Genomic DNA, 24,354 nt, shown 5'->3' with positions numbered 1-24,354 from the left:
ATAAATTTGATAATTATAGGTTCTATTTATTACGGATAATTACGGTCGTGTCATTTTCCAGTGAATACCGGATTGGGGAAACAAAAGCAATCAACTGTAGTACACCTTCCAGGTTGTTGTTTTTAACCGTTCCCGAAAAGCGGATGTTTTTCAGATCATCGGAGGCAAAATGTATCCGGACATTATACATCCGTTCCAGTGTCTTGGCTATATTTTCCAGCCGTTCCTGCTCGAATGCGAGCTGGTTATTGACCCATGAAGAATTTTTCTCCGCATCCGGCATTATGCTTTTGGTAAACGCGCTGTTATCCTTGTTAAAAGTCAGTTTTTCGTTCGGCTCCAATATGGCCGATTGAAATGGTGAATTTACCCGGATGCTGCCTTCTATCAGTGTTGCGGCGATATAATTATCATCGGGGTAAGCCTTGACATCAAAGCTTGTTCCCAGCGCTTCGATAGAAATTTCATTGGCCCTTACAATAAAAGGCCGGGCCTTATCCTTGCTTACTTGAAAATAGGCTTCTCCTTGCAGGTAAACGACACGTTCCTTCTTATTGTATGTGCCATCATAGGTCAACGAACTGGCGGAATTGAGCCATACATCAGTACCGTCCGGCAGTTGCATTTTCGCTTTTTGCCCGGTCTCTACCTGTATCGTCATTTTATTACTACCCTGTACCGGTTTGCTTCCGGAATAGAAATATCCCAGTCCTATGCAAAGTAACGGCACCAGTATCGAAGCGGCTATGCGCAGGTATTTTTTCCAAACGGTGCGCTGTACCGGCACCGGTAAAACGTCAGTAGATTCAGGGCGTATTTGTTCACGTAACTTCAGCCAGATACGGTCTTCCATATCTTTTTCCGGGGAGGAAGCCGCCTGTTCCCATTTTTCATCGTATAAGCCGGAAAGCATATCTTCTGCTTCCGCCTGCATAAGCAGTTCTTTTAAACGGTTAGCTTCCCCGTCGCTTATCTGCCGGCGGAGGAACTTTTCTATCAATATGGTTAATTCGTTTTCCATTAAATTTCTACTGTATATAACTTATATATACGTGAGAGGGAATTTTATTAACAGCAGGATTGAAATTTAACGTAGTTTAACTTTTGTGTTTGTTTTTATTGGAAATAAATGCAGGCTAGTAGAGCGATGTAATTTTTTAAGTGTTTGCGGATATAATCCAGCGACCGCCGGATTTGCTGTGCGACATTTTCTTCCGAGATGGAAAGCCTCGCAGCTATTTCCTTGTTGCTCATATCTTCCGTAAAGTGTAGCAAGAATATTTTTTTACGCACTTCGGGGAGATTATCTATCAGACGGAAAATGGTTTCCCCCAGGGAATCGGCATGGATCGCTTCCTCTGTGGAAAGGTCTTCTTCATTCCGGCGCATTTGAAGGATATGGCTTTCATAGCGGTAGGACAGCACCATTTTTTCCGTTTCCCTGAAAACCATATTTTTGGCTATGGCATAGAGGTAAGCTGAAAAATTCTTTTCGGGTACAATATCTTCCCTGTGTTCCCAAACTGACAGGAAAACATTCTGGGTAATATCTTCCGCCAGGGTTTTATCATAAAGCGTATCCGATACGAAATGATAAATTTTCGCATTGTATTTTCTGAAAATGGCTTCGAAGGCTTCTTCATTTCCCTGTTTTAAAGCATATAATACCTTGATATCCATAATGCAACGGTAGATATGTTTAAAAACAAAAGTATATAATTATCCCGATTATTATAATAGATTGGGAACAATTATTTTTTGCTGCGTAGTTTATATAGACAATCCTGTTTCTGGCCTGAGGAAGTGATACATCGTACTGCAAACGGTTTGATGATTGTAATTTTCTTACGGTAAAGCTATAAAGTTTTATTGCGTTCACATATTAAGAACAGGTGTTTTCCTTTTCAAAGGCGAAGTTATCCCGCACCCTTTGAAAGCAAAGCGCCTGCCTTGGAGAAGGCGTATAATATAATTAACCCAAGTTGCCACTTGACAGGAACAGTGAAATATGGCTGCGTCACTTCGACTTGGAATAAGACGGTAACAATTGGAAGCTTAGCATGCAACAATGGTACAATAGGTCTGAGTTCCTATCATGTGGAATAAGCATACGCTGCATAAAGTAGTAAAAAATGCATATCCTATCTATTGCCTAATATCTTTTTCATATTGATTTTAATATCCGTAAAACTTTTTACTGCGTATGCCGTTTTATGGATATAGTTTTGTAAAGTTTGTGTTAAGGCCCTGAAGTTAACGAAGTGATTTTGTGAACTTCCTTTTTTGTTTAGATTGAGTTTGAATCCTGTTTAAATTTTATTTGCCCCGGTTTTTAGACAAAAAGAGGCTGTGGGTTATATAGGATTGATGTAATGTTGCTACTGTAAGCTATGCATCTGTTACACCTTGCTTACTAATAGATAGTAATTTCCTATTAAACCATACAGTATAGCTTGCTGGTTGCTTACAAATTGATGAGGCTATTGCTGCTTTTGGTTGCAAAAATCTTGTTTCTGCTCTTTTACTCTTATGATATACAGATCACAGAACCAGGATAAATAATATAATAATCCTGCTCCTGCTTATATATGGACAGCAAGGGATTATAAGCATCAATAAATATGATTTCCAAACAATTACATTGAATCCGCTTTACCAATTCCTGTATATATCAAATAAAACAGGATTGAAATACACAGACTATCCAATGACCTCTACTGTCCTGTTGCCTGTCAGTTGCTCCTGTTGCTTCCATCAGCTACAAGCAGTAACACACAAGCAACCAACCCAAGCTAAAAGCAACACCGGACAGCAACTACAAGTGTAAAAATGACCAAAAACAAGCGTGAACGATTACCCGCAGATATACAGTGAGTTATACGGGATTTGTTTTTGTTATTTTTGTATTTAACAAAAATGAATCCGGTGTGCAGGTCGTGTTTTGTTGGTTGTTGCCGCTTATCTGCTACACCTGTCGCTTCTAACTTGTACAATCAGGAAAGTACAAGCTACAACAAACTATAAAAACACACCTTGATATCCTGATGCATGCCTTTACAGACCTTTGCAAAAAAAAATATGGGCCCGGATTCAGGCCCATATAAATCCTTTATTATTTTACAATACACGGTTTACCAAATGCTTACATTCCTAAAGGCAGGGAAGCTGTCAGAGGTATTTAAACTATTCCAGGACTAAGCTCCTGTCGTTTACCGGATGATTGCATCAGGATGTAAAACACCCTGCTGCAACCCATAAAATACCCGTTCCGTTATACCCCTTATAATTCATCTGCAAGCCTTATAAGCCTGTCAATGAGTTTCCTTGCATCATCCTTCGTAACGGATATAACCAAAGATCCGTCTTTTGTCAGTCCATCAGGTATGATATCCCCGGCCAGGAATAAGAGCTCCTTTTGTGCCGGAATCCCGTCAATCTTAGGCGTTACCACCTGTAGGCTGAAATTTATACCTTCGTTGTTGTCAATCATGTAAGGCTTTTTAGCCGCTGTCTTTAAAAATTTCCGTTCCATTTTTTTTTAATTTTAAGTGTTGCGTATTTATATAAATTATTTAAGCCACTGTTCCTCAATATCTTTCATAAAGTGGGAAATTCCCCATTTTATGGGATTATCTTTATTTCCACTGTTTTTCATAAAAGGGCGGATATTCTTCTTTACGGGGTCACATCCCGGATCAATAAAATAGCCCTGCTTCTGAAGGATATAAAATATCCTTTCCGCGTTAGCCGTAGAATCGGATATCTCATCAGTCCTCCTGTAGCTCCAGCCTTTCCTGTTCCTTTCTGTTTTGTAAGCCTTCGTTAATCCGGTACATTCAGGAAGCCCGTTTTTGTCTCCTGCCGGATAACGATGCCGGATAAATCCCGGTCTGCGGATTTCATTGTTATATTTGTTTTCATTTCCCCATGTGTTTAAATGTATTTAAATATTTAGAAGGGACGTTTGCCCTCATTTTTCAATACCGGGGACTCTATGTCCGTAAACTGCGTCGTTTCACTGTTGAACGACACCAGGAAGCTGACAAGCCCCGTATTGCGTCCCTTGCCCCCGATGATAAGGGCCTTCGCCTGCGTATCGTAAGCTTTGAAAGGCTCCGGGAAATCCCTCCTGTAGAGTTCGGGACGGTAAACAAAGTAGATGTTGTCCGCTGCTTCCCCTATCTGGCCGCTGTCCCTCAGCCTGTTGATGTTCGGTTCCGGGTTGGATGCGTCCCGGCTTAACTGCGACAGGGCGATAACCCAGATGTCCAGCTCCCTGGCTATGTTCTTCAACCGCCTGGCCGCATCCGCCATCTGCTGCTCCTTGCCGGCTCCCTTCATGTTTACGGTCAGGATCTGGAGGTAGTCTACCACCGCCCCGTCGATATCATAACGGGCTTTCATCATGCGGATGGACGAAAGGATATTGTCGATGTTGGATGTGCTCCTGTCGTCAAAGTAGATGCCCGAATGGTACAGGGGTGATATGGACTTGTCCAGTTGCCCGAACCTGTGGTCTTCCAGCGGGGCGTACAACAGCTTTGCGGCGGGTATCCCGCTTTCCATGGCCATCAGGCGGGCCGTCAACTGTTCCTTCTTCATCTCCAGCGAGTAGACGGCTACACGGCTACCGTATTTGACCGTATTGTTGAGGACGGACATGGCGAACGATGTCTTGCCCTGTGAGGTCTCCCCGGCGATGATGACCAGGTCGGACTTTTGCAGGCCGCCTGTCCTGCTGTCCAGCTCCCGGAATCCCGTAGGGGAGCCGCTAAGGCATTTATTGGTCTTATTGGCCTCGATGATCGAGTATACGCCTTTGATGGCATCCTGTATCGTCGTTACCGGGTTCTGCGGCATGCTATAGAGGTTTTTCAGTACCTGGCCGCAATATGCCGTAATGTCGGCTATATCCGTAGAGTCCGTATAAGCTTCGAGCCTGACCCTATCGGCCAGTTGCACCAGCTTGCGCCGTGTATCGAGGTCGGAGAGCCGCAGGGTATGGCTGTACACCTGTGTTACTTCCGTCAGTTCGCCCATCCCTGCCAGCTCCACAAGCTTTATTTCGCCGGTTCCGGCTTTATACAGGCTTGCTATGCCGGCGATATCGGGCTCGGCGCCTTTGGCCTCTATCTCCCTGAAGATCCTGAATACCCTCCGGTGGAAGTCATCATAGAAACAGTCTTCGTGCAGGATGTCCCGGACTTCATCATATCCGTGGCGGTTGGAGATAACCGTACCGAGCACGATCTTTTCCAGTTCCGGGTCATGCGGCGGCATATATGCCGGAGTATCTGTATGTACCTGCTTTTTCATCTGGTGTATACCCTGTTTGATTGTATGTTTAACGCATTACGGAAGGTTGCCTGCCAGTCTATGGCCTGCGACCTGGTCTTTTTCTTGTTTTTCCATCCGGCTTCCAATGACCAGAACTCGACACAGGCTTTTTCGACCGATAATTTGATATCCACGTTCGGGTGGTAGCGCTGCATTTTGTTCAGCAGGCCTTCATCCGACATAAGGGTGTCATAGGCTTTCCTCAACCCGTCCAGGTATGTACCGAAATCATCCCTCCAGTTTTTAGCACTGGCAGCCGCTTTATCTTCCCCGGATGAGTGGGAAGGGGATACGCATGCAGGAAGGGAAGAAGGTAAAGGAAAAGAAGAAAGGCAGGGGGAAGGTAAAGGAGAAAGGCCGGGAGAAGATAAAGAAGAATCTGAATATTTATATGAAGATTCTTTCTCCTTATCATTCTTTTCGTTCTTATCATTCTTATCATTCTTGTTAGTTGTGAGGTCTTTGCCACCGCTTTGTGAAGGCTTTGTTATGCCTTTGCGGGAATCTTTGTCCCCTCCGCTTTTCGCCTGCTGGTAACAGTCCCAGTTACAGATGGTTATCAGCCTGCCTGTCTTTGCCGACTCGTTTGTCAGGAACCCGTATTTTTCGAAGCGTGCCAGGGCTGTCCTGACATGCTGTACCGATATCCCCTTGCCTGCCCTGCGGGTGATCTTCTCCAGGCTGGTAACCACCTGTCCCGGCTGGCAGTTGAACTTCCTGCCCTGCCATTCCCATCCGGCCTCTTTATGGTTGACCATCAGCAGCAATGTAATGAGTACTGTTTTTTGCCCGGGGGTCGAGAGATGCCAGATCGGTTTATCCGGCAGCGACCTGTATAGCTTGATATATCCTTCGTTTTCCATTTTTTTTGTATTACCTGTTTTGTTATTTACATTTATGCCGGCGATTCAATTATCTATGCCGGCTATCCGGTTGTTCAGACTACTGTTTTATTTATCTTTTCAGGATAACCCTTTCCCATACGCATATCAGGTTATCAGGTTAATATTATTGGATTCATATTAGTTATGTGGCAAAGGCTTTACCTCCTATACAGGGGCTTCCGGCTTATTTTCCGGAAATCCTGTATTTATGGACTCATCCGTAGTATTTTCTTTATATCGCTCACCCGGTACCTCCTTCTCCCCACGGTGGAGACAGGGCACAGGTAGCCGGATTTATTCCAGCGCCGGAGCGTGCCTGTATTTACATCCAGTAGCTGCGCCGCCTGTCCGGCGCTCAGGCAGGTTCCGTTTTCAACGTCCGTATCCTGATGCCCCGGTTCTTCCCGGGTTTTGTCTATACAATAATCGATTGCTTCGATCAGTTGCCCGGCATTGATGGTTACATTCAGGCTGGCATTGTCGCTTAATAAGTCATACAAGTTCATTATGCAAAAATTTTTGGTTTGCCCGTGTTCCGGTAGCTTACGGCCTATCCCGCACGTCCGGCAGTCCGTAAGTACCTGCCGTTTTAGACAATACAAAATTGCACAAAGGATACCTGTTTACAGAAAAGGGAATTTTCGAAAACAGGTAATAATGTAATATACAGAATATTGCAGGAAAAAGAGGGAATTGCTACAGGGAACAGGCAGGGAATTTATAAACGACAATTCCCTTTTATAATTTTTTAGTTATACTTTACAGGTAACCGAATAGCTTTTTGAGATCCCCCGAGGGTGTGTCCAGGTTATTGGGCTTGTATCCCTTGCCTTTCTCAATGCCAATGGCCTCACAGAACAGGCCGTACCATTGGGAGAATGTTGCAGGCTTCCTGCTGTTCATATGCTTGCCTGTGTATATCATATAAGCGATCTGGCCAAACTCTTTGGCTGTCCGGTCTGTATGTAATTCATCGACCAGGGTGTCGAAATAGTTGATGTTATTTCCCATGCCCCTGAAGGCAGGGCTAAAATAGTCTTTCAACTTACCGGCATCTATTATCCGCTGAGGCCTGTCCTCCTTTACTCCCGGATGTGCAGGCTGACCGGATTGCCCTATGCTTATCAATTCCTTTATAAGCCCTATTTCCAGCAGGCAGTTACCGGTAAAGGTGTTTTGTTCCGGAGTACCATCTGCATCCCGGTATTTTTGTAAAAAGGCCGTTTTACGCTCCAGCAGGTACGCCAGCTTTCCGGGATAGCTTTCGATTGTTGCCAGGTGCTCTTTCTCATCGTCCCAGTCAAAGCCTATGGCCTTTTCTATTTCTTCCCTGTCCGGCACGCAGTCATACGTAAAAAGGCGGCCGGGATTCCTGTTCTGCTCGCTTGCCAGCAGGTAAAACAGGTAGCCGAAGCTTTTATCCTGTTCAACGGCTTGCAGTAATTCAAGGCGCACTGCCGGGGCCGTATCTTTATTTATTTCACCGGGATTGTAGGCAAAGACAGGCTTTTGCCCGGCCATGATGCTTTTATTCAGTTCATAATCCATCGCGGAGTACCTGTACTTTTGGTACCGCCGGTCGGCGGTCAGGATACGCTCATGGTATTCACCGGTTGCAACCTCATCGGAACGGAGGGGATACAGGTCAGCTATGGCCTGTGTAACTTCCTCCAAATGGCTGATGCTGTTTTTATTTTTTTCGATATAATCTTTTGCCCTCATGACCGCTTATAAAAAACAGGTTGTTAGATTGCAAATGTAAGGCTTTAATTTAAAATCATGTAAAACAGTACCCGTTATAAATAAAATATGTTATATCTTGCAACCGTTATTTTTGACGCTTGATTATGGCCGTACAGGGATGTCATGGAAAGGAAAAGAAAGGTAGTTGGTGGTATCGGAAAAGAAATGTATCTTTACAGACTTAATCTTTCCAGGCGAATGTTGTTTTCTGCATTTTTGTTACCCGGTTGTTACTCACTATTTTTAAAAAGCAGGCTTATGTATTTATTATCAATTGATTACAAATACCATTTACCTTTGTTACCCTTTTAAGAAAGTTACGAGTTACTTCGCCCTTTGGGCAGTTACGAGTTACAAGTAAACATGATACGAGATACGGGTTGTTAACTGATAACTGTTTACTGTTAACTGATATATCTGTTACCTTTGTTACCTTTTGCGCCTTAGCGTCTCTGCGTGAAATACTGTTTACTGCTAACTGTTTACTGTAAAAAGTGTCAACTTTGTCAACTTTTGTATAAAACTATCTAATAGCAGTTACTCCTATTTTTTTATTACCGACCACAAGTAAAATCTAAAAGCAGAACAAAACGATTCAAAATAACATTATATTAAACAATAATGACACCTTTTGGCTACAAAACAGTCATAATTGTTAAATATTGCACTTTTTTATAAATTTTTGTACATAATTGAAAAATTGTTGTACATTTGTCGACTATAAAAATACGATCTATCACTATGAAACATTATTTGTCTTTTTAGAATCTTTTTGAGCTATTTCTGATTACTATCATTTCATAATGATAGAACTATGACAAATATAAAATCATATTAAAACAATCGTATATGTAGTACTAATCTAAAAAGAGTGTGTGTATATGAAAAAAAGGTTGTTATTGATTCTATCCTGCTTATTTCTAAGTATAGGATACATTGCGGCACAAACAACAAAGATCACGGGAACTGTTGTTGATGATCTGGGAGAACCCGCCATAGGCGTATCTGTGGTAGTAAAAGGTACTACCATTGGTACCGTGACTGATGTCGACGGAACGTTTTCCATTAATCTTCCCGATGGAAAATCAGCATTAGTATTTTCCCTGATAGGGATGAAATCAAAAGAAGAGACTGCCAGAGCAGGAATGAGAGTGGTATTGGAACAAGATGCCAAAGTTATGAATGAAGTTGTAGTCACAGCAATGGGCATACAACGCGATCAGAAGATATTAGGATATGCTGCTACTCAAATCAAATCGGATGAAATATCAGCAGCGAAATCCGGGTCTGTAATGAGTGGACTGAACGGTAAGGTAGCCGGGGTCAATATTTCCACAGCAGGACCTGCCGGAACCTCACAAAAGGTACTGATCCGCGGTATATCTTCATTCAACGGTAATAACCCTTTGTATATTGTTGATGGTGTGCCAATCACTAATGAACGTTCAGGAACTGACTATGTCGATTTTGGTAATAGCGCCAACGACATAAACTCCGAAGACGTGGAATCGGTAACGGTACTGAAAGGAGCGTCTGCTACCGCACTTTATGGTTCCCGTGCTGCTAACGGCGTTATAATGATAACAACCAAAAGGGCAAAAAATGAAAAACTCACAATATCCTATGACGGTGCGTTCACAGCATCAAACGTCCTTCGCGTGATGCAGACCCAGGATCTTTATGGGCAAGGCTGGGGTGCTTGGGACAGGGCCGAGAATGGTTCCTGGGGACCTCGTCTCGATGGAACTATCCACGAGTGGGGATCAGACGAATTGGACCCGGTAATGACAAAGCCTTTTTCGTATGTGAAAGATAATATTCGTAACTTTTACAAAACCGGTTCTGAATTGAATAATGTTCTATCGGTACGTTATGGAACAGATAAACTCGGGCTTTACGCTTCATATGGAAATGTGACCAGCAATGGTACCCTGCCTAATAACGGGGATACATATTCACGTAATACAATCTCTTTGCGCGGAAATGCAAAATGGGATAAATTCTCGGTAGATGTATCTATCAATTATGCACGTAAAGATATACGCCGGACGCAAGAAATGGAAATGGAACTTCTGCAACACGCAGTGGATGTAAATTATTCGGAAATGAAAGATTATAATGATGAACGTTACAATCTTGACAACTATTATACTTACTATGCTACTAACCCTTACTGGATGATTGATAACAACTATTATCTGTATCAGGATAACCACACATACGGTAAGATCGAAGCTTCATATCAGTTATTAAGCGGACTAAAAGCGACGGCAAGACTTGGTGGAGACTTCCTGAATTACGACAGGGAAAACATTAATGCGAAAAACTCTTTCACTCCGGGTTCTTATAGCGACTTAGGTGGAGCTACGGCACAGAACGGGTATTATTCGAACTACAGGTACAACAGAGACCAGTTGGATGCAACAGCATTCCTTTCGGCCGACTATAAAATATCCGACTTCTCTTTAGGCGGTACTGCCGGATGGAACCTGAATAAGCGTACATACGAATATACCGGAGGTTATGTAAACGGCCTGGGTGTACCCGACTGGTACAATCTCCAGAATACAGGTTCGGCAGCATATGCCGATCAGTATAACGAAGACCGTCGTCTGATAGGTATATTCGCTCAGGCGGAAATTGGCTATAAAAACTTTGTATATCTTAACCTGTCGGGACGTAAGGACTATTCTTCCACACTTCCTAAAGGTGAAAACAGCTATCTTTATGGAGGAGCCAACCTTTCACTTATCCTTACCGAACTTTTGCCGACACTGAAAAATTACAAAGTAGATTTTCTGAAGATACGTACCGCTATAGGGCAAACCGGTAATGACGCTGGGGTTTACAGGACTTCTTCATGGTTCGAACCGGTAGCCGGATCTAACTCTACATATTATTACACATGGTTGCCTATCAATGGAGTACTGGGGTTGACCGAATACAACAGGCTTCCAAGTCAGACATTGAAACCTGAAATTACGACTGAATATGAATTCGGCTTACAAGGTAGTTTCTTCGACAACCGTATCCGCTTAGATTTTGCTTATTATAATAAACAAAGTAAAAACCAGATAATCTCAGCGACACTAGCTCCCGAGACCGGATATACATCCGAAACACGCAATGTCGGACTCCTGGAAAATAAAGGGGTGGAAATAGCTGCCGGATTTACACCTGTGCGCACAAAAGACTGGGAATGGGATGTAAATACCACATTTACTAAAAATACGGGTAAAGTGCGTGAGCTTTGGGATGGTTTACAAGAATATACTATTGTTTCATGGCGCGGTATAGAATATAAGATGAGATTAGGACAAGAAATCGGAACCTTTCAGGTACCTGACGTTGACCGTGTGAAAGATGCGAGTAGTCCTTACAATGGATATGCAATAGTTAACAATAACGGATTCCTGACACAGTCGACCAGCGATAAGAAGATTATTGGTTCATCTCAGCCGGATTTTATCCTGGGATTGAATACCTCCGTTAAATTTAAAGATTTCAGGCTGACTGTAGTAGGAGACTGGCATAAGGGTGGATGGATGGCATCTAATACATCTTATATTACTCACTTCAATGGTAACTCGACGCAAACGGTATTTAATGAACGTAATTCTTTCATTTATCCAAATTCGGTGAAAATAGTAGACGGAAAATATGTAGAAAACAATATTCCGCTGATGTCAAACCAATTCAATTATTATGGCAACTACTCATACACTCCGACAGTAAGGGACGAGATGATCATACCTAAGGATTTCTTTAAGATCAGAGAAATAACACTTTCCTACGATGTGCCAAAGAAATTCTTAAGCTCTACTCCTCTGAGTAAAGTGGTATTAAGTGTCATCGGCCGTAACCTGTTCTTGTTTACGCCTAAGAAAAACAATTATGTAGATCCGGAAGTGGCAAATATGGGTAATGACCTGAATTCCGAATTCGGTGAAATATCCAGTGCGGCTTCGTACCGTACATTTGGTGGTGCCATTAAGGTTGAATTTTAAATAGAAAAATGATGAAAAAGAAGAATTTAATATACATAGCCCTGTCAGTGCTTCTGACAAGCATATCATTTACATCGTGCGACGGTTATTTAGATGTAAATGAGAACTCAAATTATCCTGCAGAGGCTAACCTCGAAAGCTTGCTGCCTGCTGCGGGAGCAAGTACAATTGCCCAATTAGGATTGAACGGACAACTTATAGGTGACTTATGGTGCCAGTACGTTACTCAGGGGAACTCTACGAACCAGTACAATACAACTGTAACCTATAGTTTGAGCCAGGAGTCATATAACGCTTTTTGGACCAATGCTTACGCTAATACCCTTAAAGATCTGAAGATCATGATCCCTTTGGCCGAAGAAAAAGGTGCATGGAACTATTGGTTGATAGGTAAAGTGCTCACGGCATATAATTTCCATGTACTTACCGATTTATATGGTGATATACCGTTCACGGAAGCTTTAGACATAAAAAAATATCCGGCGCCAAAGTACGATGACAGCAAAACCGTTGTATATCCGGCTATCATTGCGCTATTAGATGAAGCTATCGCCAAAGCTCCTCAGGCGAAGGTTGCCAGTAATCCCATAATAGATACAAAAGATTTCTTTTTTAGGGGGAATATCGATAATTGGGTAGCTTTCGCCAAAAGCCTGAAACTAAAAATATACATGCGTGATTTTGAAGCCAACAAGACAGAAATAGAAGCTCTTATCAGTGCCGGCGGACTATTGACAAAGAACTGTGCTTTCAGTGTATTTGAAAATGCCACTAACAAAGGAAATCCTCTGTACGAGTATAACATTCGGCAATTAAATACAAAAGAAAATATAAGGGCATGCCATACTTTCACAGAATTTCTATTAGCAGCGAACGATCCGCGAATTGAGAAGATCTATGAATTAACAGCCGTAGCCGCAGATGCCATCGCTAAAGGCGAAACGCTTACTTACAGGGAAATGTACGGAGGTCTGCCTTGCGGAACAAAACCTTCTACAACTGCCGGAGCTGCCGATGCTGTACCTCTCGTAAATTCATCAAGATACAAACAAACCTTTGCCGACAGTGTTTATCTGATGAATGCAGCGGAAGTTAGCTTCCAGGTCGCAGAAGCCCAGGCCAGATTAGGTAAGACTAATGAAGCTAAAGCTGCCTATGAAGAAGGTGTACGCCGTGCATTCAATCGCTGGGGGTATGACGCTACCGATTTCATAAAAGCCGGAGGCCCCTACGCATTCAATGCTTCTTCTCCGGACGCCATGTTGAAAAGTATTCTTACTCAGAAATGGGTGGCCGGAGCAAAAGCCAACTCATGGGATTCTTGGATGGATCGTAACCGTACAGGCATTCCGGCAATCAGTGATGCGGAAAAGGTTCGTGAAAGCAATACTACTCCGGGACTTGCTGAAGGATATGAGTTAGGTACTTTGGTGAGTCCGGGAACAACCGTACTTCAGCGCAGAGAAATACCCCGTCGTCTGCCCGTACCTAATGTTTCTGCCCTTTACAACCCTAATGCTCCGGCGACTAAACCTACACAGGAACCGCTATGGTGGCAGGTTGCTAACGGCAAGTAATATGAAACATCAATTCCAATTTTAGTATTCAGTACCTAATTTTAAAAAATATGAAACAAATAAAATATATTCCATTCTTATTCTTATTGCTTCTGGGATTCGTTTCCTGCGATACATATGGAGATTATGAAATTGAATATTCTTCCATTCACCCCTTAGGCGGTAAATACAGAGTGATAGTAACAGATGAAGCGGGGGCACAAGTGTACAAAAACTATTGTGAAATTTCCAATACAATAGATGGTTCTACCACTCAGTGCTGGTTGCGGATAGGAAGTTATTCCCTCAGTGGAGCAAACGCTTATTCAATCAATGGAAAAATCAATTGTGATCTAAGCTCTCTTACTTTTTCGGGAACTAACATAGAGAATCTGGCCGGGAATGTGGCCTCCTCTACCAATACATTTACCCTTACCGGAGGAAAGATTACCCTGAAAGGTGCAACTGCCCCGTCAGGTACAGTGGCAGATGCTATATCTTTCACTTTCACAAATTCCCGTTTTCCGGGAAAGACCTATAAAGCAGAAGGTTACCGCTTCACTGGTTGGTCTGAAGACTAAGACGTACACGATCAATAATAAATTGTAAAATCAAGAAGCCCGGAGTTCTTATTGCCCCGGGCTTTATACTAAAAGGGGGGAATTATGTCCGTATTATCCCTCAACTTCAAAAGAACGGACATCATACAAACACTATAATGCAGAGATGTATCAATTTTGGAAGGGACTGACAGCTTACCTCAAGCCAGTCTCTTTCACCCCTTTTTATTTTCTTTTTATAGAGTATTTATGTTCTATGCTTAGAATGCCCTTATATATGATCCGCTCTTCGAAAGCAGGTGTCCTGACCATTCCCACTGATTCCATCAATCTGACAGAAGCCGTGTTTTCCGAGTCGGTTATTCCATAAACTTCATTTACTCCGGTTATCTTAAAAGAATAATCTATGAGCAGTTCCAATGTCTCTTTTGCAAAGCCACGGTTCTGATATTCGGGAGAAATGTTACATCCGATTTCAGTTCTATCGCCTTCTATCTTTAGAGCACAATCCCCTATAAGTTTTTCAGTATCCTTACTGATAATAGCCAGCCCAATCCATTCTCCTCTTTTTCCAAAATCTGGATTGCCGTTTTGATTTACAAAGTCCAGTGTCTGTTCTTTTGTGAATGGTTCCCAATATTGATATCTGGCGACTTCAGCGAGTGAGCGATAAGAGAAAACAGCATCTGCATCAGCTACAGCTATAGGTCTAAGTAAGACCCGGCCTGAAAGAATGAAGTTTGGCATCTCTTCATTCATGGTTAAATCCCAAATTTCTCAGGATATCTCTTTCTTCTTCCGATGCATTTATAACCGTATAGGCAAAGTATTCGCGTCGCAGCGGATATTCATTCCTCAACCCTTTGAAATTATCGGGAGAAGCCTTTAGCAAAGCGAAATCATCTAATGGATTATAAGTATCCAATATTGCCCCATAGATCCGATCCACATTTTTTGCATATCGGTTCACATCTATTACTGGACTTGCAGGAGCAGGCTCTTTAACCAAAGAAACAGGTTGTTTATCCAATCCGTAAAGATCGGCAATCGACTCCAGTGACATACGTGTCGCATTCGCTTTGCCATCGGCAGAATAACCCGCGATATGAGAGGTGGCTATATCTGCCAGGCCGAGATATTCCAAATCGATCCGGGGTTCATTCTCCCAGCAGTCTATAATGGCACCCGATATCTTATTCTCCTTAATTGCGTCTTTAATGGCTACAGTATCTATTATCCCTCCGCGTGCAGAGTTAATGATAACAGGCTTTTTCTTCAGTAAAGAGAAGAATTCTTTGTCTGCCAGATGATATGTTTTGTATTGCCCTTCTTTTATCAGAGGAGTATGGAATGTAATTATATCCGCCTCATCCATTATCGTTTGCAGGCTGGCAAAATCGCTGCTTTTTTCCTGATCCTGTCTTGGAGGGTCATTCAGCAGGACTTTCATTCCTAATATTTCACAGGCTTTTGCTACCTTCTTCCCTACATTACCCACCCCGACAATGCCTATTGTTTTATCTCTTAAGTCAAAACCTTTTTTCCGGGCAATCGTAATAAGGGAAGACACCACATACTGCATCACTGAACCGGAATTACACCCCGGAGCATTTTTCCATATAATACCATGCGCATCACAATACGCCGTATCTATATGGTCATAACCGATAGTAGCGGAGCAAATCAACTTTACATTACTTTCCTTCAATATGCTTTCGCCAAAATGGGTCACTGTACGGACAATCAATGTGTCCGCATCTTTTATCGTATCCTGCGTAAAGGCAGAGCCATCGAGATAAGTTACATCTCCAAAATGCTCAACGATTCCTTTCAGATACGGTATATTTTTATCAGCTATTATTTTCATTTGTCAATTTATGAAACATATTTTCTATCGAGTCTATTTCCCCGATTTCGTGGTCTGCGATAAGCTGACCTTTATCCAACAGGATAAATCTTGAACAGATATCTTTTACCTCATGCAGGATATGTGTCGAAAACAGCACCACCTTATTTATAGATAAATCTATAAGCAGATTATTCAGACTTTCGCGTTGGTTAGGGTCCAGTCCGCCGGTTGCCTCGTCCAGAATCAGGAATAAAGGGTCGTTAACCAAAGCCTGCGCAATTCCCACCCGTTGCCTGTTCCCTTTCGACAAGTCTTTTATTTTCTTCTTGTACTCCTTTTGCAGGCCTGTTTGTTCTATCACTTCCGATATACACTCTTTATCTGCATCGTATATTCCGGCCACATAACTGATGTATTCCTTTACATACATATCTTCATACAAAGGGTTATCTTCGGAAAGATAGCCTGTTTGCCGCTTTATTTCCAGAGAATTCTCAAAAAGGTTTTTCCCGGAAAAACTTATATGCCCGCTATCCGGCCGGATAATTCCGGACAGAATTTTCATCAGTGTAGACTTTCCTGCCCCGTTAACACCCAGCAGCCCGATTATTTCCCCTTTATTCATAGAGAAACTGACATCTGATAATACTATCTGATCGCCATAGCTCTTCGATATATGTTCTATCTGTATCAAATACTTCTTTTTTAATAATTAAAGGTATAAAAATAACAAATCTCCCTGACATTAATCAGGGAGACTTGCCTTATTCGTATTCAAAATCGTTATGATCTTGCTTTCAGCTCCTTGTCAAGAGTATAGATACCGAATCCGTTATCCTTGATCATTTTCAGAGCATCGATATATCCCTGTGCTGTAGATTCTTCTTCTACCTGCTCGTTTACAAACCATTGCAACATGCTTTCTGTAGCATAGTCCTTTTCTTCACGGGCTATAGTAACCAGATTGTTAATCATAGCGGTTACTTTTTGCTCATGTACCAGAGTATCTTCAAAGGCTGCCAACGGAGATTGCCATGACTGAGCAACTTTTGCTATTGGTTTTAAATCCACTTTACCTCCTCTTTCAATCACATAATTGAAAAGTTTCATTGCATGTTGCTGCTCTTCGTCAAACTGGTTTTTGAACCAATGAGCGAAACCCGGCTTACCATCTGCGGCAAAATGGGCAGACATAGATAGGTAAAGGTATGCAGACCAAAATTCTGCATTGATTTGCGCATTTAATGCGGCTTCTAATTTTTTACTTAACATAATAATGATATTTTTGATGATAGTTATTGTTCTGAACAATTTAGATACAATATTACAAATATAATATTAACCCATCAAAAAATATAGATATTTGTTAACAGGATATTGATAATAACTATAAAGTCAGCCACCTCAGATACCGCAATAACATATAGATAAATATATTTCTGAAAAATATCAAAAACAATCACTAATATTTATCGTTTAATTAAATGTATGCTTCAAAAGTTAAAAACTTATCGGCAAATACATTTATCTTTGTTCGCATTTATACAAAACTGAACTGAGCCAACAGCATAGAAATGAAAAGATACTGGCAAATACTAAAGAAATACTCGCTCAGCCTTGTTATCAGCCCTTTTCTTGTACTGATAACGGTAATGAGCGAAACCATACAGCCTTTATATATGGCTGAGATAATCGACAATGGTGTAATGCCAAAGGATTTATCGGTGATAACCGGTGTCGGCATCAAGATGGTGGCAGTATCTCTGGTAGGATTGATAGTCAGCATCATTAACGTATATGTATCGTCCCGCGCATCCATCGGATTTGGTACGGACCTGAGGTCGGGCCTTTTCAACAAAATACAGCAGCTTTCATTTACCGAAATAGACCGTTTCAATTCGGCATCATTAATCACCCGCCTTACCAACGATATTTCACGTATCCAGCAGGTAATACTGATGGGAATGCGGCTGATGCTGCGCTCTCCGCTGATGCTTGTAATGGCTATATTCTTTGTAATCAAGATCAATGCCGATTTAGCCCTGATACTTATCGGAGCAGTGCCTGTTCTGGGTATCAGCGTATTTCTTATTCTCCGTAAAGGTTTTCCATTGTTTATGAAGGTACAGCAAAAAGTCGATAACCTGAATGCCGTAGTAAGGGAAAACCTGATTAATATCCGTGTGGTAAAATCCTTTGTCAGAGAAGATTTTGAGAGTGAAAAGTTCACCCGTAGCAGTGAAGACCTGCGCGACATGGTTGTCAGGGCATCCAATATAGTTGTTACGATGTTCCCGGTCATGCAACTGATAATGAACGTATCTACCATCGCCATCCTTTGGGCAGGAGGGGGAAAGGTTATATCCGGTGAACTGAAAGTGGGAGAACTGATCTCATTCGTGAACTATCTGGTGCAAATATTGATGGCTCTGATGCTGCTTTCGATGGTAATAATGGGTATCGCCCGTGCATCAGCCTCATCTCAACGCATACTTGAGGTGCTGAATACCGACCCTTCACTATCCGATACAGAAACAGGCTTACTCAATAAACACAAGGTCACCAAGGGAGAAATCACATTCAGCAATGTCTATTTCCGTTATAGCGGAGGAGAGAACGATGTCCTTAAAGACATCAGCTTCCATGCCCGCCAGGGAGAAACCATAGCAGTGGTAGGAGCAACAGGTGCGGCAAAAAGTTCAATGCTCCAGCTTATTCCCCGGTTATACGACACCACAGGGGGCGAAGTTTTGATAGACGGGATAAACGTGAAAGATTATAGTCTGGATGAACTCCACTCGGAGATAGGTATGGTATTGCAAAAGAACGAATTGTTTACAGGTACTATTATAGATAATCTCCGTTGGGGAAAACCCGACGCTACAACAGAAGAGGTGGAGGAAGCAGCTAAAGCGGCACAAGCCCACGACTTCATTATGTCCTTCTCCGACGGATACAATACACTGTTGGGGAGGGGTGGCATAAATGTGTCGGGCGGGCAGAAACAACGGATTTGTATAGCGCGCGCCCTGTTGCGCAAACCTAAGATTCTCATTCTCGACGATAGTACCAGTGCTGTGGACTCGGAGACCGAGCAAAAGATCCGCCACAACCTTGACAACCTGCTCCACGACACAACTGTGTTTATCATCACACAACGTATAAACACGATGCAGTCTGCCGACAGGGTTATCGTACTCGAAGACGGGGAAATAGATGCCATCGGCAAACCATCCGAACTGATAGAGAGATCGAAGGTATATAAGGAAATATATAATTCACAGCAAATAGCATTCTGAGATATGGCACACGGAGACCACTACAAGCATACAGGTAAGCCAACCGAGGGAAGGAAAACATTCCTGCGGCTAATGTCATATCTTACCTGCGATAAGAAACTGCTCTCGGTGATCGGCTTTCTTATTATTATCAGCATAGTATCCAGCCTGCTGGGTTCATATATGCTCCGTCCCATTATTAACGACTATATTCTGCCTGGTAATTTCAACGGTCTTGTAAAAATACTCCTCGTATTGGCAGGCATTTATCTGGCCGGAGTCGTAGCTACTTATGTCCAATACATTCTTCTGAATAAAATAGGGCAGAATACAGTGACCCGCATGCGTACCGATTTGTTCAAAAAGATGGAACAGCTACCTGTCAAGTATTTCGACACTCATCAGCATGGCGACCTGATGAGCCGCTATACGAACGATATAGACCAGATAAGCACGGCGCTTACCGACAGCTTGTCCGATATGCTTTCCAGCGCGCTGATGCTAATCGGGATTTTTGCCCTGATGATATACATCAGCCCGATATTAACGCTGGTGACCCTGATTACCGTTCCGCTTATGTTTATCAGTGCTAAACTGATCGTAAAACGCAGCCGCAAGTACTTCAAGGCTCAACAAGAGACACTGGGTGAGGTAAACGGATACATCGAAGAAATGATAAGCGGGCAAAAGGTCATTAAAGTATTCGGACACGAAAAAAAGGTAGAAACCGACTTCGATGTAATCAATCAGAGCCTGAGAGGTAAATCCGAAAAAGCCCAGTTCTATTCGGGTATGATGATGCCCGTAATGCAGAACCTGAATACACTGAACTATGTCATTATTACCATTGTGGGCGCGTTACTTGCCATATTCAGAGGCTTCGACGTGGGGGGACTTGCCGCATTCCTGCAATACTCGCGCCAGTTCGGGCGGCCGATAAACGAACTTGCGAGTCTATACAACAGCATACAGGCTGCGATAGCAGGGGCTGAACGTATCTTTCAGGTAATAGACGAAGAGCCTGAACAAGCCGATACACCCGATGCCATTAGCCTCCGTAATGTAAAAGGCGATCTGGAAATGAAAGGCGTCTGCTTCGGCTACAAACCTGAGAAACTTATCCTGAAGAGAGTATCCCTGCATGCTACGCCGGGAACTAAGATCGCATTGGTAGGCGAAACCGGAGCAGGCAAAACTACAATACTCAACATGTTGCCCCGCTTCTTCGATATCAAATCGGGAGAAATAACCATAGATGGTATATCTACCCGAAATATCAGGCGTGAGGACCTTCGCAGGTCAATGGCCATTGTCTTGCAGGATACTCATTTATTCACAGGGACTGTACGTGAGAATATCCGCTTCGGGCGACTCGATGCAACTGATGAAGAAGTAGTCCGGGCCGCGAAACTGACAGCCGCACATTCTTTTATCAAACGTTTGCCGCAAGGTTATGATACAGTGCTCGAAAATGACGGGGCAAACCTTAGTCAGGGACAACGCCAATTGCTCAATATCGCACGCGCGGCTGTTGCCGACCCTCCAATCCTATTGCTCGATGAAGCTACAAGTAATATTGATACGCGCAGCGAACTGCTTATACAGAAAGGGCTAGACCAACTGATGGAAGGACGTACCAGCCTGATTATAGCCCACCGCCTGTCTACAGTCATGAATGCGGATAAGATTCTTGTAATGGATCATGGACAAATCATAGAGCAGGGCAGCCATAAAGAATTACTGGACATGAAAGGAAAATATTATTCTTTATATCAGGAACAATTCGAAGAATTTTAATTTCTCTATTATTCATTTTGTTCTGCTAATACAAGGCTATTAAACAGGAACTAATAACCGTAATCCGTTTACATACTAAACGAATCTTCTATTCAACTCTGAAGCGCCTGTGCTCAAGCCAAAACTTTCGGGCTTCAAAACTGTTAATAACTCTGTGGTTTACCTGCCCACAAAACAGTACAAAGTTCTTAAATCAGTTGAATAGAGATAAATAGGCAATCTATGATCCGTAAGAAAAATTAACCGTATATAATACTTTTATACAGAATTATCTTGTACTTTTGGGGCAATTTTCAATATGAGAATGCATGAAAGAAAATCATAAAGTCCCGTTTAGTGCCTTGGGTGTCGTACTTGCCATCGGTATCGTATTTGGCGATATAGGTACATCTCCCTTGTATGTAATGAGGGCTATACTGAATGCCCTGCCTGCCGGACAACTTACACGTCCCGACTATATTCTGGGAGCTGTGTCCTGTGTTATCTGGACGCTGACTATCCAGACCACTCTTAAATATGTCATCATCACCCTGCGTGCCGATAATAAAGGTGAAGGTGGAATACTTTCTCTATATGCACTCGTACGTCAGAAATACCGTTGGGCGTATGTCCTAGCCGGATTAGGAGCGGCGACACTACTTGCCGATGGAATTATTACTCCGGCGATGACCGTTATGTCGGCCGTGGAAGGGTTGAATACAATTGCCCCGCATATTCCTGTTATACCTGTCACTATAGCCATAGTCCTCATACTGTTCCTTGTCCAGCCCTTTGGTACAGGTTCCCTGGGTAAATACTTCGGTCCGCTGATGATAACATGGTTTACCATGATGGCAGTTATGGGAATGAGCCAGCTTGTCACCGATGTCACTGTATTGAGAGCATTCAACCCGATGTATGCGATTAATTTCCTTATTGCCGTTCCGCAAACAATGATTATACTGGGTGCGGTATTCCTTTGTACCACAGGTGCAGAAGCTCTCTATTCCGACCTGGGGCATTGCGGTCTGAAGAATATCCGCGTATCGTGGATATATGTGAAGATAGCGCTTATACTCAACTATCTGGGACAGGCAGCATGGATTATCAACAGCCACGGTAAGGTAACCCACGACATCAACCCGTTCTTCGCCATGATGCCCGAATGGTTTGGTCTCATCGGAGTGATGATGGCTACAATCGCCGCCATTATTGCCAGCCAGGCACTTATCAGCGGTTCGTTCACCGTTATCAGTGAGGCTATCTCCCTTAACATCTGGCCAAATGTAAAAATTCAATATCCGACTAATATAAAAGGACAACTCTATATCCCTTCCATCAATCATATGATGATGGTGCTGTGTATCATTATCATTCTTACCATGCAGTCCTCTATGAAACTGGAAGCGGCTTACGGGCTTGCTATTACCCTGAGCATGCTGATGACAAGTGTGCTGCTATTCCTTTACTTTATGAAGAATAACAGGCCTTTGTGGTTCAGTATTCCATTGACTTTATTCTTCGTCGTTATTGAGTTCAGCTTCTTCCTTGCCAATATGCAGAAGTTTGCCCACGGTGGTTTTGTGCCTATTGTTATAGCAAGTATATTACTACTGTTCATGTACTCATGGTACAACGGACGCAGGATAAAACGCCACTATACAGTCTACGATCAGGTGGACGAGCAATATATCAACCAGATTATCCGTATCAGTAAGGATGAAACCGTACCCAAAGCGGCAACACATCTGGTATATATAGTAAAAGCCAATAACAAGAACTTCCTTGAGAGCAAAATAGCATACTCTCTATTTAAAGGAACCCCTAAGCGCGCCGACACTTACTGGTTTGTCCGTATCAAGAGAACGGATGAGCCTTACGAATTCAGCTATGAAACAACGGTGTATGTCCCGAAGAAAGTATTCCGTATCAATATCAGAGCCGGATTTAAGTTGGGTATCCACACCGATAAGTATGTGACACTGATAGCTAATGAGCTGGAGCGCCACGGGCTTGTCGACCTTACTACCCGCTACCCGTCTATGCAGGAAGGAATAGATAAGAGAGGCGATTTCAAATATATGGTAGTAGACCGTATATTTCGCAATGTGCATATGAATCCGTCGCGTCAGATCGTACTCGCCTGCTATAATCTGGTCAAGAAGCTTACTACTTCCGACACCCAGATGTATGATATAGACCCATCACTGGCCGTTGTCGAAACAGTACCGCTAAGGCAGGTCGATCATACCGAGGAGCAGCTGAAAGAATTACTGAAGCAATCGGCGGAAGAATCAGAGTCGTAGACCGTCGAGCAGTTTCACATACAACTCCATACCTTCCCGTATCTCACTGAGCAGGATATACTCGTTTGCAGTATGCGAACGTGCCGAATCTCCCGGCCCCATCTTCAGAGTAGGGAACGGCATAAATGTCTGGTCCGATAAGGTAGGCGAGCCATACGGTTCTTTTCCTATCATTATCGCACGTTGGACAAACGGATTTTCCAATGCGATACGGGACGAATTAAGACGATACGAACGCGGCTTCACTTCGCATCCGGTCTGCCTGTCTATCAGTTTGAACAGTTCTTCGTTACTATATAACTCGTTGCTACGGACATCCACAACAAAGTCACATTTATCGGGAACTACGTTGTGTTGAGTTCCTGCATTAATCATCGACACGGTCATTTTTACAGGGCCCAGCAGATCGCTGACCTCGGGAAATTGATATGTCCTGAACCACTCTATATCTTTCAACGCCTTGTAGATGGCATTCTCTCCTTCGTTGCGGGCAGCATGACCCGCCTTTCCATATGCAGTGCAATCAAGTACCAGAAGTCCTTTTTCGGCAATAGCAGGATTCATCTGTGTAGGCTCTCCCACAATGCCGAATTCTATTTTGGGAAGGAGGGGAACTACAGCTTCGGCTCCATCTTTTCCAGAGACCTCTTCTTCACATGAGGCCAGGAATATAAGGTTATAATCCTGTTTCTTAGCTGTCAAAATAAAGAATGTATGCAACAGGGAAACAAAACTTGCTCCGGCATCATTACTTCCTAACCCAAACAACTTATCATCCTCTACCTCGGGAGCAAAAGGGTCTTTAGTCCATCCCGATACAGGGCGCACGGTATCCATATGCGAATTGAGCAGGATAGTCGGCTTGGCCTCATCAAAGTCTTTCGACTGTATCCAAAGATTGTTGCCTTTCCGCTGTGGTTCATAACCCGCCTTACGCATACAAGTGGCTATGACTTCCGCCACATTATGCTCCTCCCTGCTGAAAGAGGGTGTTTTAATCATTTCTTTCAGTAGGTCTACTGCATTGTAGTATAGCGCGTCGATATCGTGTTCCATAA

General features: G+C 42.9%; 18 protein-coding genes. 6 read left to right on the top strand and 12 right to left on the bottom strand.

Annotated elements, in window-relative coordinates; all coding sequences use genetic code 11:
* Window positions 1-22: 22 nt before the first annotated feature.
* The 7 genes from ACYQ3L_RS22215 to ACYQ3L_RS22185 all read right to left on the bottom strand — a co-directional run bounded on the left by ACYQ3L_RS22215 (window position 23) and on the right by ACYQ3L_RS22185 (window position 7,943).
* Window positions 23-1,021: a FecR family protein gene (locus ACYQ3L_RS22215; RefSeq protein WP_380002010.1), complete on the bottom strand. Its 999-nt coding sequence runs from the start codon at window positions 1,019-1,021 to the stop codon at window positions 23-25.
* Window positions 1,022-1,116: 95 nt separating this feature from the next.
* Window positions 1,117-1,680 (bottom strand): RNA polymerase sigma factor, encoded by a 564-nt coding sequence (locus tag ACYQ3L_RS22210; RefSeq protein WP_380002012.1) that lies wholly within the window; start codon window positions 1,678-1,680, stop codon window positions 1,117-1,119.
* Between the two features lie 1,600 nt (window positions 1,681-3,280).
* Window positions 3,281-3,532: a hypothetical protein gene (locus tag ACYQ3L_RS22205; protein WP_380001150.1), complete on the bottom strand. Its 252-nt coding sequence runs from the start codon at window positions 3,530-3,532 to the stop codon at window positions 3,281-3,283.
* A 419-nt stretch (window positions 3,533-3,951) separates the two neighbouring features.
* Complete coding sequence (locus tag ACYQ3L_RS22200; protein ID WP_459952260.1) at window positions 3,952-5,316, bottom strand: replicative DNA helicase; 1,365 nt, start codon at window positions 5,314-5,316, stop codon at window positions 3,952-3,954.
* Window positions 5,313-6,200: a hypothetical protein gene (locus tag ACYQ3L_RS22195; protein WP_459952261.1), complete on the bottom strand. Its 888-nt coding sequence runs from the start codon at window positions 6,198-6,200 to the stop codon at window positions 5,313-5,315. Before ACYQ3L_RS22195 ends, ACYQ3L_RS22200 begins: the two co-directional genes overlap by 4 nt.
* A gap of 227 nt (window positions 6,201-6,427) precedes the next feature.
* The gene (locus ACYQ3L_RS22190) at window positions 6,428-6,727 is read right to left on the bottom strand and encodes a helix-turn-helix domain-containing protein (RefSeq protein ID WP_380002133.1); all 300 of its coding nucleotides are present in this window, start codon (window positions 6,725-6,727) and stop codon (window positions 6,428-6,430) included.
* Between the two features lie 253 nt (window positions 6,728-6,980).
* The gene (locus tag ACYQ3L_RS22185) at window positions 6,981-7,943 is read right to left on the bottom strand and encodes a hypothetical protein (RefSeq protein ID WP_459952262.1); all 963 of its coding nucleotides are present in this window, start codon (window positions 7,941-7,943) and stop codon (window positions 6,981-6,983) included.
* Window positions 7,944-8,845: 902 nt separating this feature from the next.
* Here ACYQ3L_RS22185 and ACYQ3L_RS22180 point away from each other — a divergent pair.
* The 3 genes from ACYQ3L_RS22180 to ACYQ3L_RS22170 are packed head-to-tail and all read left to right on the top strand — an operon-like array spanning window position 8,846 to window position 14,108.
* Window positions 8,846-11,971, top strand: a complete 3,126-nt coding sequence (locus tag ACYQ3L_RS22180; RefSeq protein ID WP_379997378.1) for a SusC/RagA family TonB-linked outer membrane protein — start codon at window positions 8,846-8,848, stop codon at window positions 11,969-11,971.
* 11 nt (window positions 11,972-11,982) lie between these two features.
* Complete coding sequence (locus ACYQ3L_RS22175; RefSeq protein WP_379997380.1) at window positions 11,983-13,548, top strand: SusD/RagB family nutrient-binding outer membrane lipoprotein; 1,566 nt, start codon at window positions 11,983-11,985, stop codon at window positions 13,546-13,548.
* Between the two features lie 50 nt (window positions 13,549-13,598).
* Window positions 13,599-14,108: a lipid-binding protein gene (locus ACYQ3L_RS22170; RefSeq protein ID WP_379997382.1), complete on the top strand. Its 510-nt coding sequence runs from the start codon at window positions 13,599-13,601 to the stop codon at window positions 14,106-14,108.
* Between the two features lie 204 nt (window positions 14,109-14,312).
* Here the strand turns inward: ACYQ3L_RS22170 and ACYQ3L_RS22165 are convergent, their stop codons facing one another.
* The 4 genes from ACYQ3L_RS22165 to ACYQ3L_RS22150 all read right to left on the bottom strand — a co-directional run bounded on the left by ACYQ3L_RS22165 (window position 14,313) and on the right by ACYQ3L_RS22150 (window position 17,208).
* Window positions 14,313-14,846, bottom strand: a complete 534-nt coding sequence (locus ACYQ3L_RS22165) for a GNAT family N-acetyltransferase (RefSeq protein ID WP_379997384.1) — start codon at window positions 14,844-14,846, stop codon at window positions 14,313-14,315.
* Window positions 14,839-15,954, bottom strand: a complete 1,116-nt coding sequence (gene pdxB, locus ACYQ3L_RS22160; RefSeq protein ID WP_379997387.1) for a 4-phosphoerythronate dehydrogenase PdxB — start codon at window positions 15,952-15,954, stop codon at window positions 14,839-14,841. Before pdxB ends, ACYQ3L_RS22165 begins: the two co-directional genes overlap by 8 nt.
* Window positions 15,938-16,630 (bottom strand): ABC transporter ATP-binding protein, encoded by a 693-nt coding sequence (locus ACYQ3L_RS22155; protein WP_379997389.1) that lies wholly within the window; start codon window positions 16,628-16,630, stop codon window positions 15,938-15,940. The genes pdxB and ACYQ3L_RS22155 overlap by 17 nt, the downstream gene beginning before the upstream one ends.
* A gap of 89 nt (window positions 16,631-16,719) precedes the next feature.
* Window positions 16,720-17,208, bottom strand: a complete 489-nt coding sequence (locus ACYQ3L_RS22150) for a ferritin (RefSeq protein ID WP_006800194.1) — start codon at window positions 17,206-17,208, stop codon at window positions 16,720-16,722.
* Between the two features lie 302 nt (window positions 17,209-17,510).
* Between ACYQ3L_RS22150 and ACYQ3L_RS22145 the strand changes: the two genes are divergently transcribed.
* From ACYQ3L_RS22145 to ACYQ3L_RS22135, 3 genes are all read left to right on the top strand, one after another.
* On the top strand, window positions 17,511-19,235 hold the full coding sequence (locus ACYQ3L_RS22145) for an ABC transporter ATP-binding protein (RefSeq protein ID WP_379997391.1): 1,725 nt from the start codon (window positions 17,511-17,513) through the stop codon (window positions 19,233-19,235).
* 3 nt (window positions 19,236-19,238) lie between these two features.
* Window positions 19,239-21,011, top strand: coding sequence for an ABC transporter ATP-binding protein (locus tag ACYQ3L_RS22140; protein WP_379997393.1), 1,773 nt, complete (start codon window positions 19,239-19,241; stop codon window positions 21,009-21,011).
* 308 nt (window positions 21,012-21,319) lie between these two features.
* Window positions 21,320-23,296 (top strand): KUP/HAK/KT family potassium transporter, encoded by a 1,977-nt coding sequence (locus ACYQ3L_RS22135; protein WP_379997395.1) that lies wholly within the window; start codon window positions 21,320-21,322, stop codon window positions 23,294-23,296.
* On the opposite strand, the gene ACYQ3L_RS22130 is transcribed toward ACYQ3L_RS22135, so the two are convergent.
* Complete coding sequence (locus ACYQ3L_RS22130) at window positions 23,285-24,352, bottom strand: M20 family metallo-hydrolase (protein WP_379997397.1); 1,068 nt, start codon at window positions 24,350-24,352, stop codon at window positions 23,285-23,287. The two genes, ACYQ3L_RS22135 and ACYQ3L_RS22130, sit on opposite strands and share 12 nt — an antisense overlap.
* Window positions 24,353-24,354 lie beyond the last annotated feature (2 nt).

This window comes from Dysgonomonas termitidis, from assembly GCF_054657735.1.
Note: the sequence above shows the minus strand (reverse complement) of the source record. Positions and strands in the feature narration are given on the sequence as shown.

Coding starts and splice junctions, on each gene's coding strand:
- pdxB (WP_379997387.1), bottom strand. CDS start 15,954: ATGAAAATAATAGCTGATAAAAATATACCGTATCTGAAAGGAATCGTT.
- ACYQ3L_RS22215 (WP_380002010.1), bottom strand. CDS start 1,021: ATGGAAAACGAATTAACCATATTGATAGAAAAGTTCCTCCGCCGGCAG.
- ACYQ3L_RS22140 (WP_379997393.1), top strand. CDS start 19,239: ATGGCACACGGAGACCACTACAAGCATACAGGTAAGCCAACCGAGGGA.
- ACYQ3L_RS22130 (WP_379997397.1), bottom strand. CDS start 24,352: ATGGAACACGATATCGACGCGCTATACTACAATGCAGTAGACCTACTG.
- ACYQ3L_RS22175 (WP_379997380.1), top strand. CDS start 11,983: ATGAAAAAGAAGAATTTAATATACATAGCCCTGTCAGTGCTTCTGACA.
- ACYQ3L_RS22210 (WP_380002012.1), bottom strand. CDS start 1,680: ATGGATATCAAGGTATTATATGCTTTAAAACAGGGAAATGAAGAAGCC.
- ACYQ3L_RS22145 (WP_379997391.1), top strand. CDS start 17,511: ATGAAAAGATACTGGCAAATACTAAAGAAATACTCGCTCAGCCTTGTT.
- ACYQ3L_RS22200 (WP_459952260.1), bottom strand. CDS start 5,316: ATGAAAAAGCAGGTACATACAGATACTCCGGCATATATGCCGCCGCAT.
- ACYQ3L_RS22185 (WP_459952262.1), bottom strand. CDS start 7,943: ATGAGGGCAAAAGATTATATCGAAAAAAATAAAAACAGCATCAGCCAT.
- ACYQ3L_RS22190 (WP_380002133.1), bottom strand. CDS start 6,727: ATGAACTTGTATGACTTATTAAGCGACAATGCCAGCCTGAATGTAACC.
- ACYQ3L_RS22180 (WP_379997378.1), top strand. CDS start 8,846: ATGAAAAAAAGGTTGTTATTGATTCTATCCTGCTTATTTCTAAGTATA.
- ACYQ3L_RS22135 (WP_379997395.1), top strand. CDS start 21,320: ATGAAAGAAAATCATAAAGTCCCGTTTAGTGCCTTGGGTGTCGTACTT.
- ACYQ3L_RS22205 (WP_380001150.1), bottom strand. CDS start 3,532: ATGGAACGGAAATTTTTAAAGACAGCGGCTAAAAAGCCTTACATGATT.
- ACYQ3L_RS22170 (WP_379997382.1), top strand. CDS start 13,599: ATGAAACAAATAAAATATATTCCATTCTTATTCTTATTGCTTCTGGGA.
- ACYQ3L_RS22195 (WP_459952261.1), bottom strand. CDS start 6,200: ATGGAAAACGAAGGATATATCAAGCTATACAGGTCGCTGCCGGATAAA.
- ACYQ3L_RS22150 (WP_006800194.1), bottom strand. CDS start 17,208: ATGTTAAGTAAAAAATTAGAAGCCGCATTAAATGCGCAAATCAATGCA.
- ACYQ3L_RS22165 (WP_379997384.1), bottom strand. CDS start 14,846: ATGAATGAAGAGATGCCAAACTTCATTCTTTCAGGCCGGGTCTTACTT.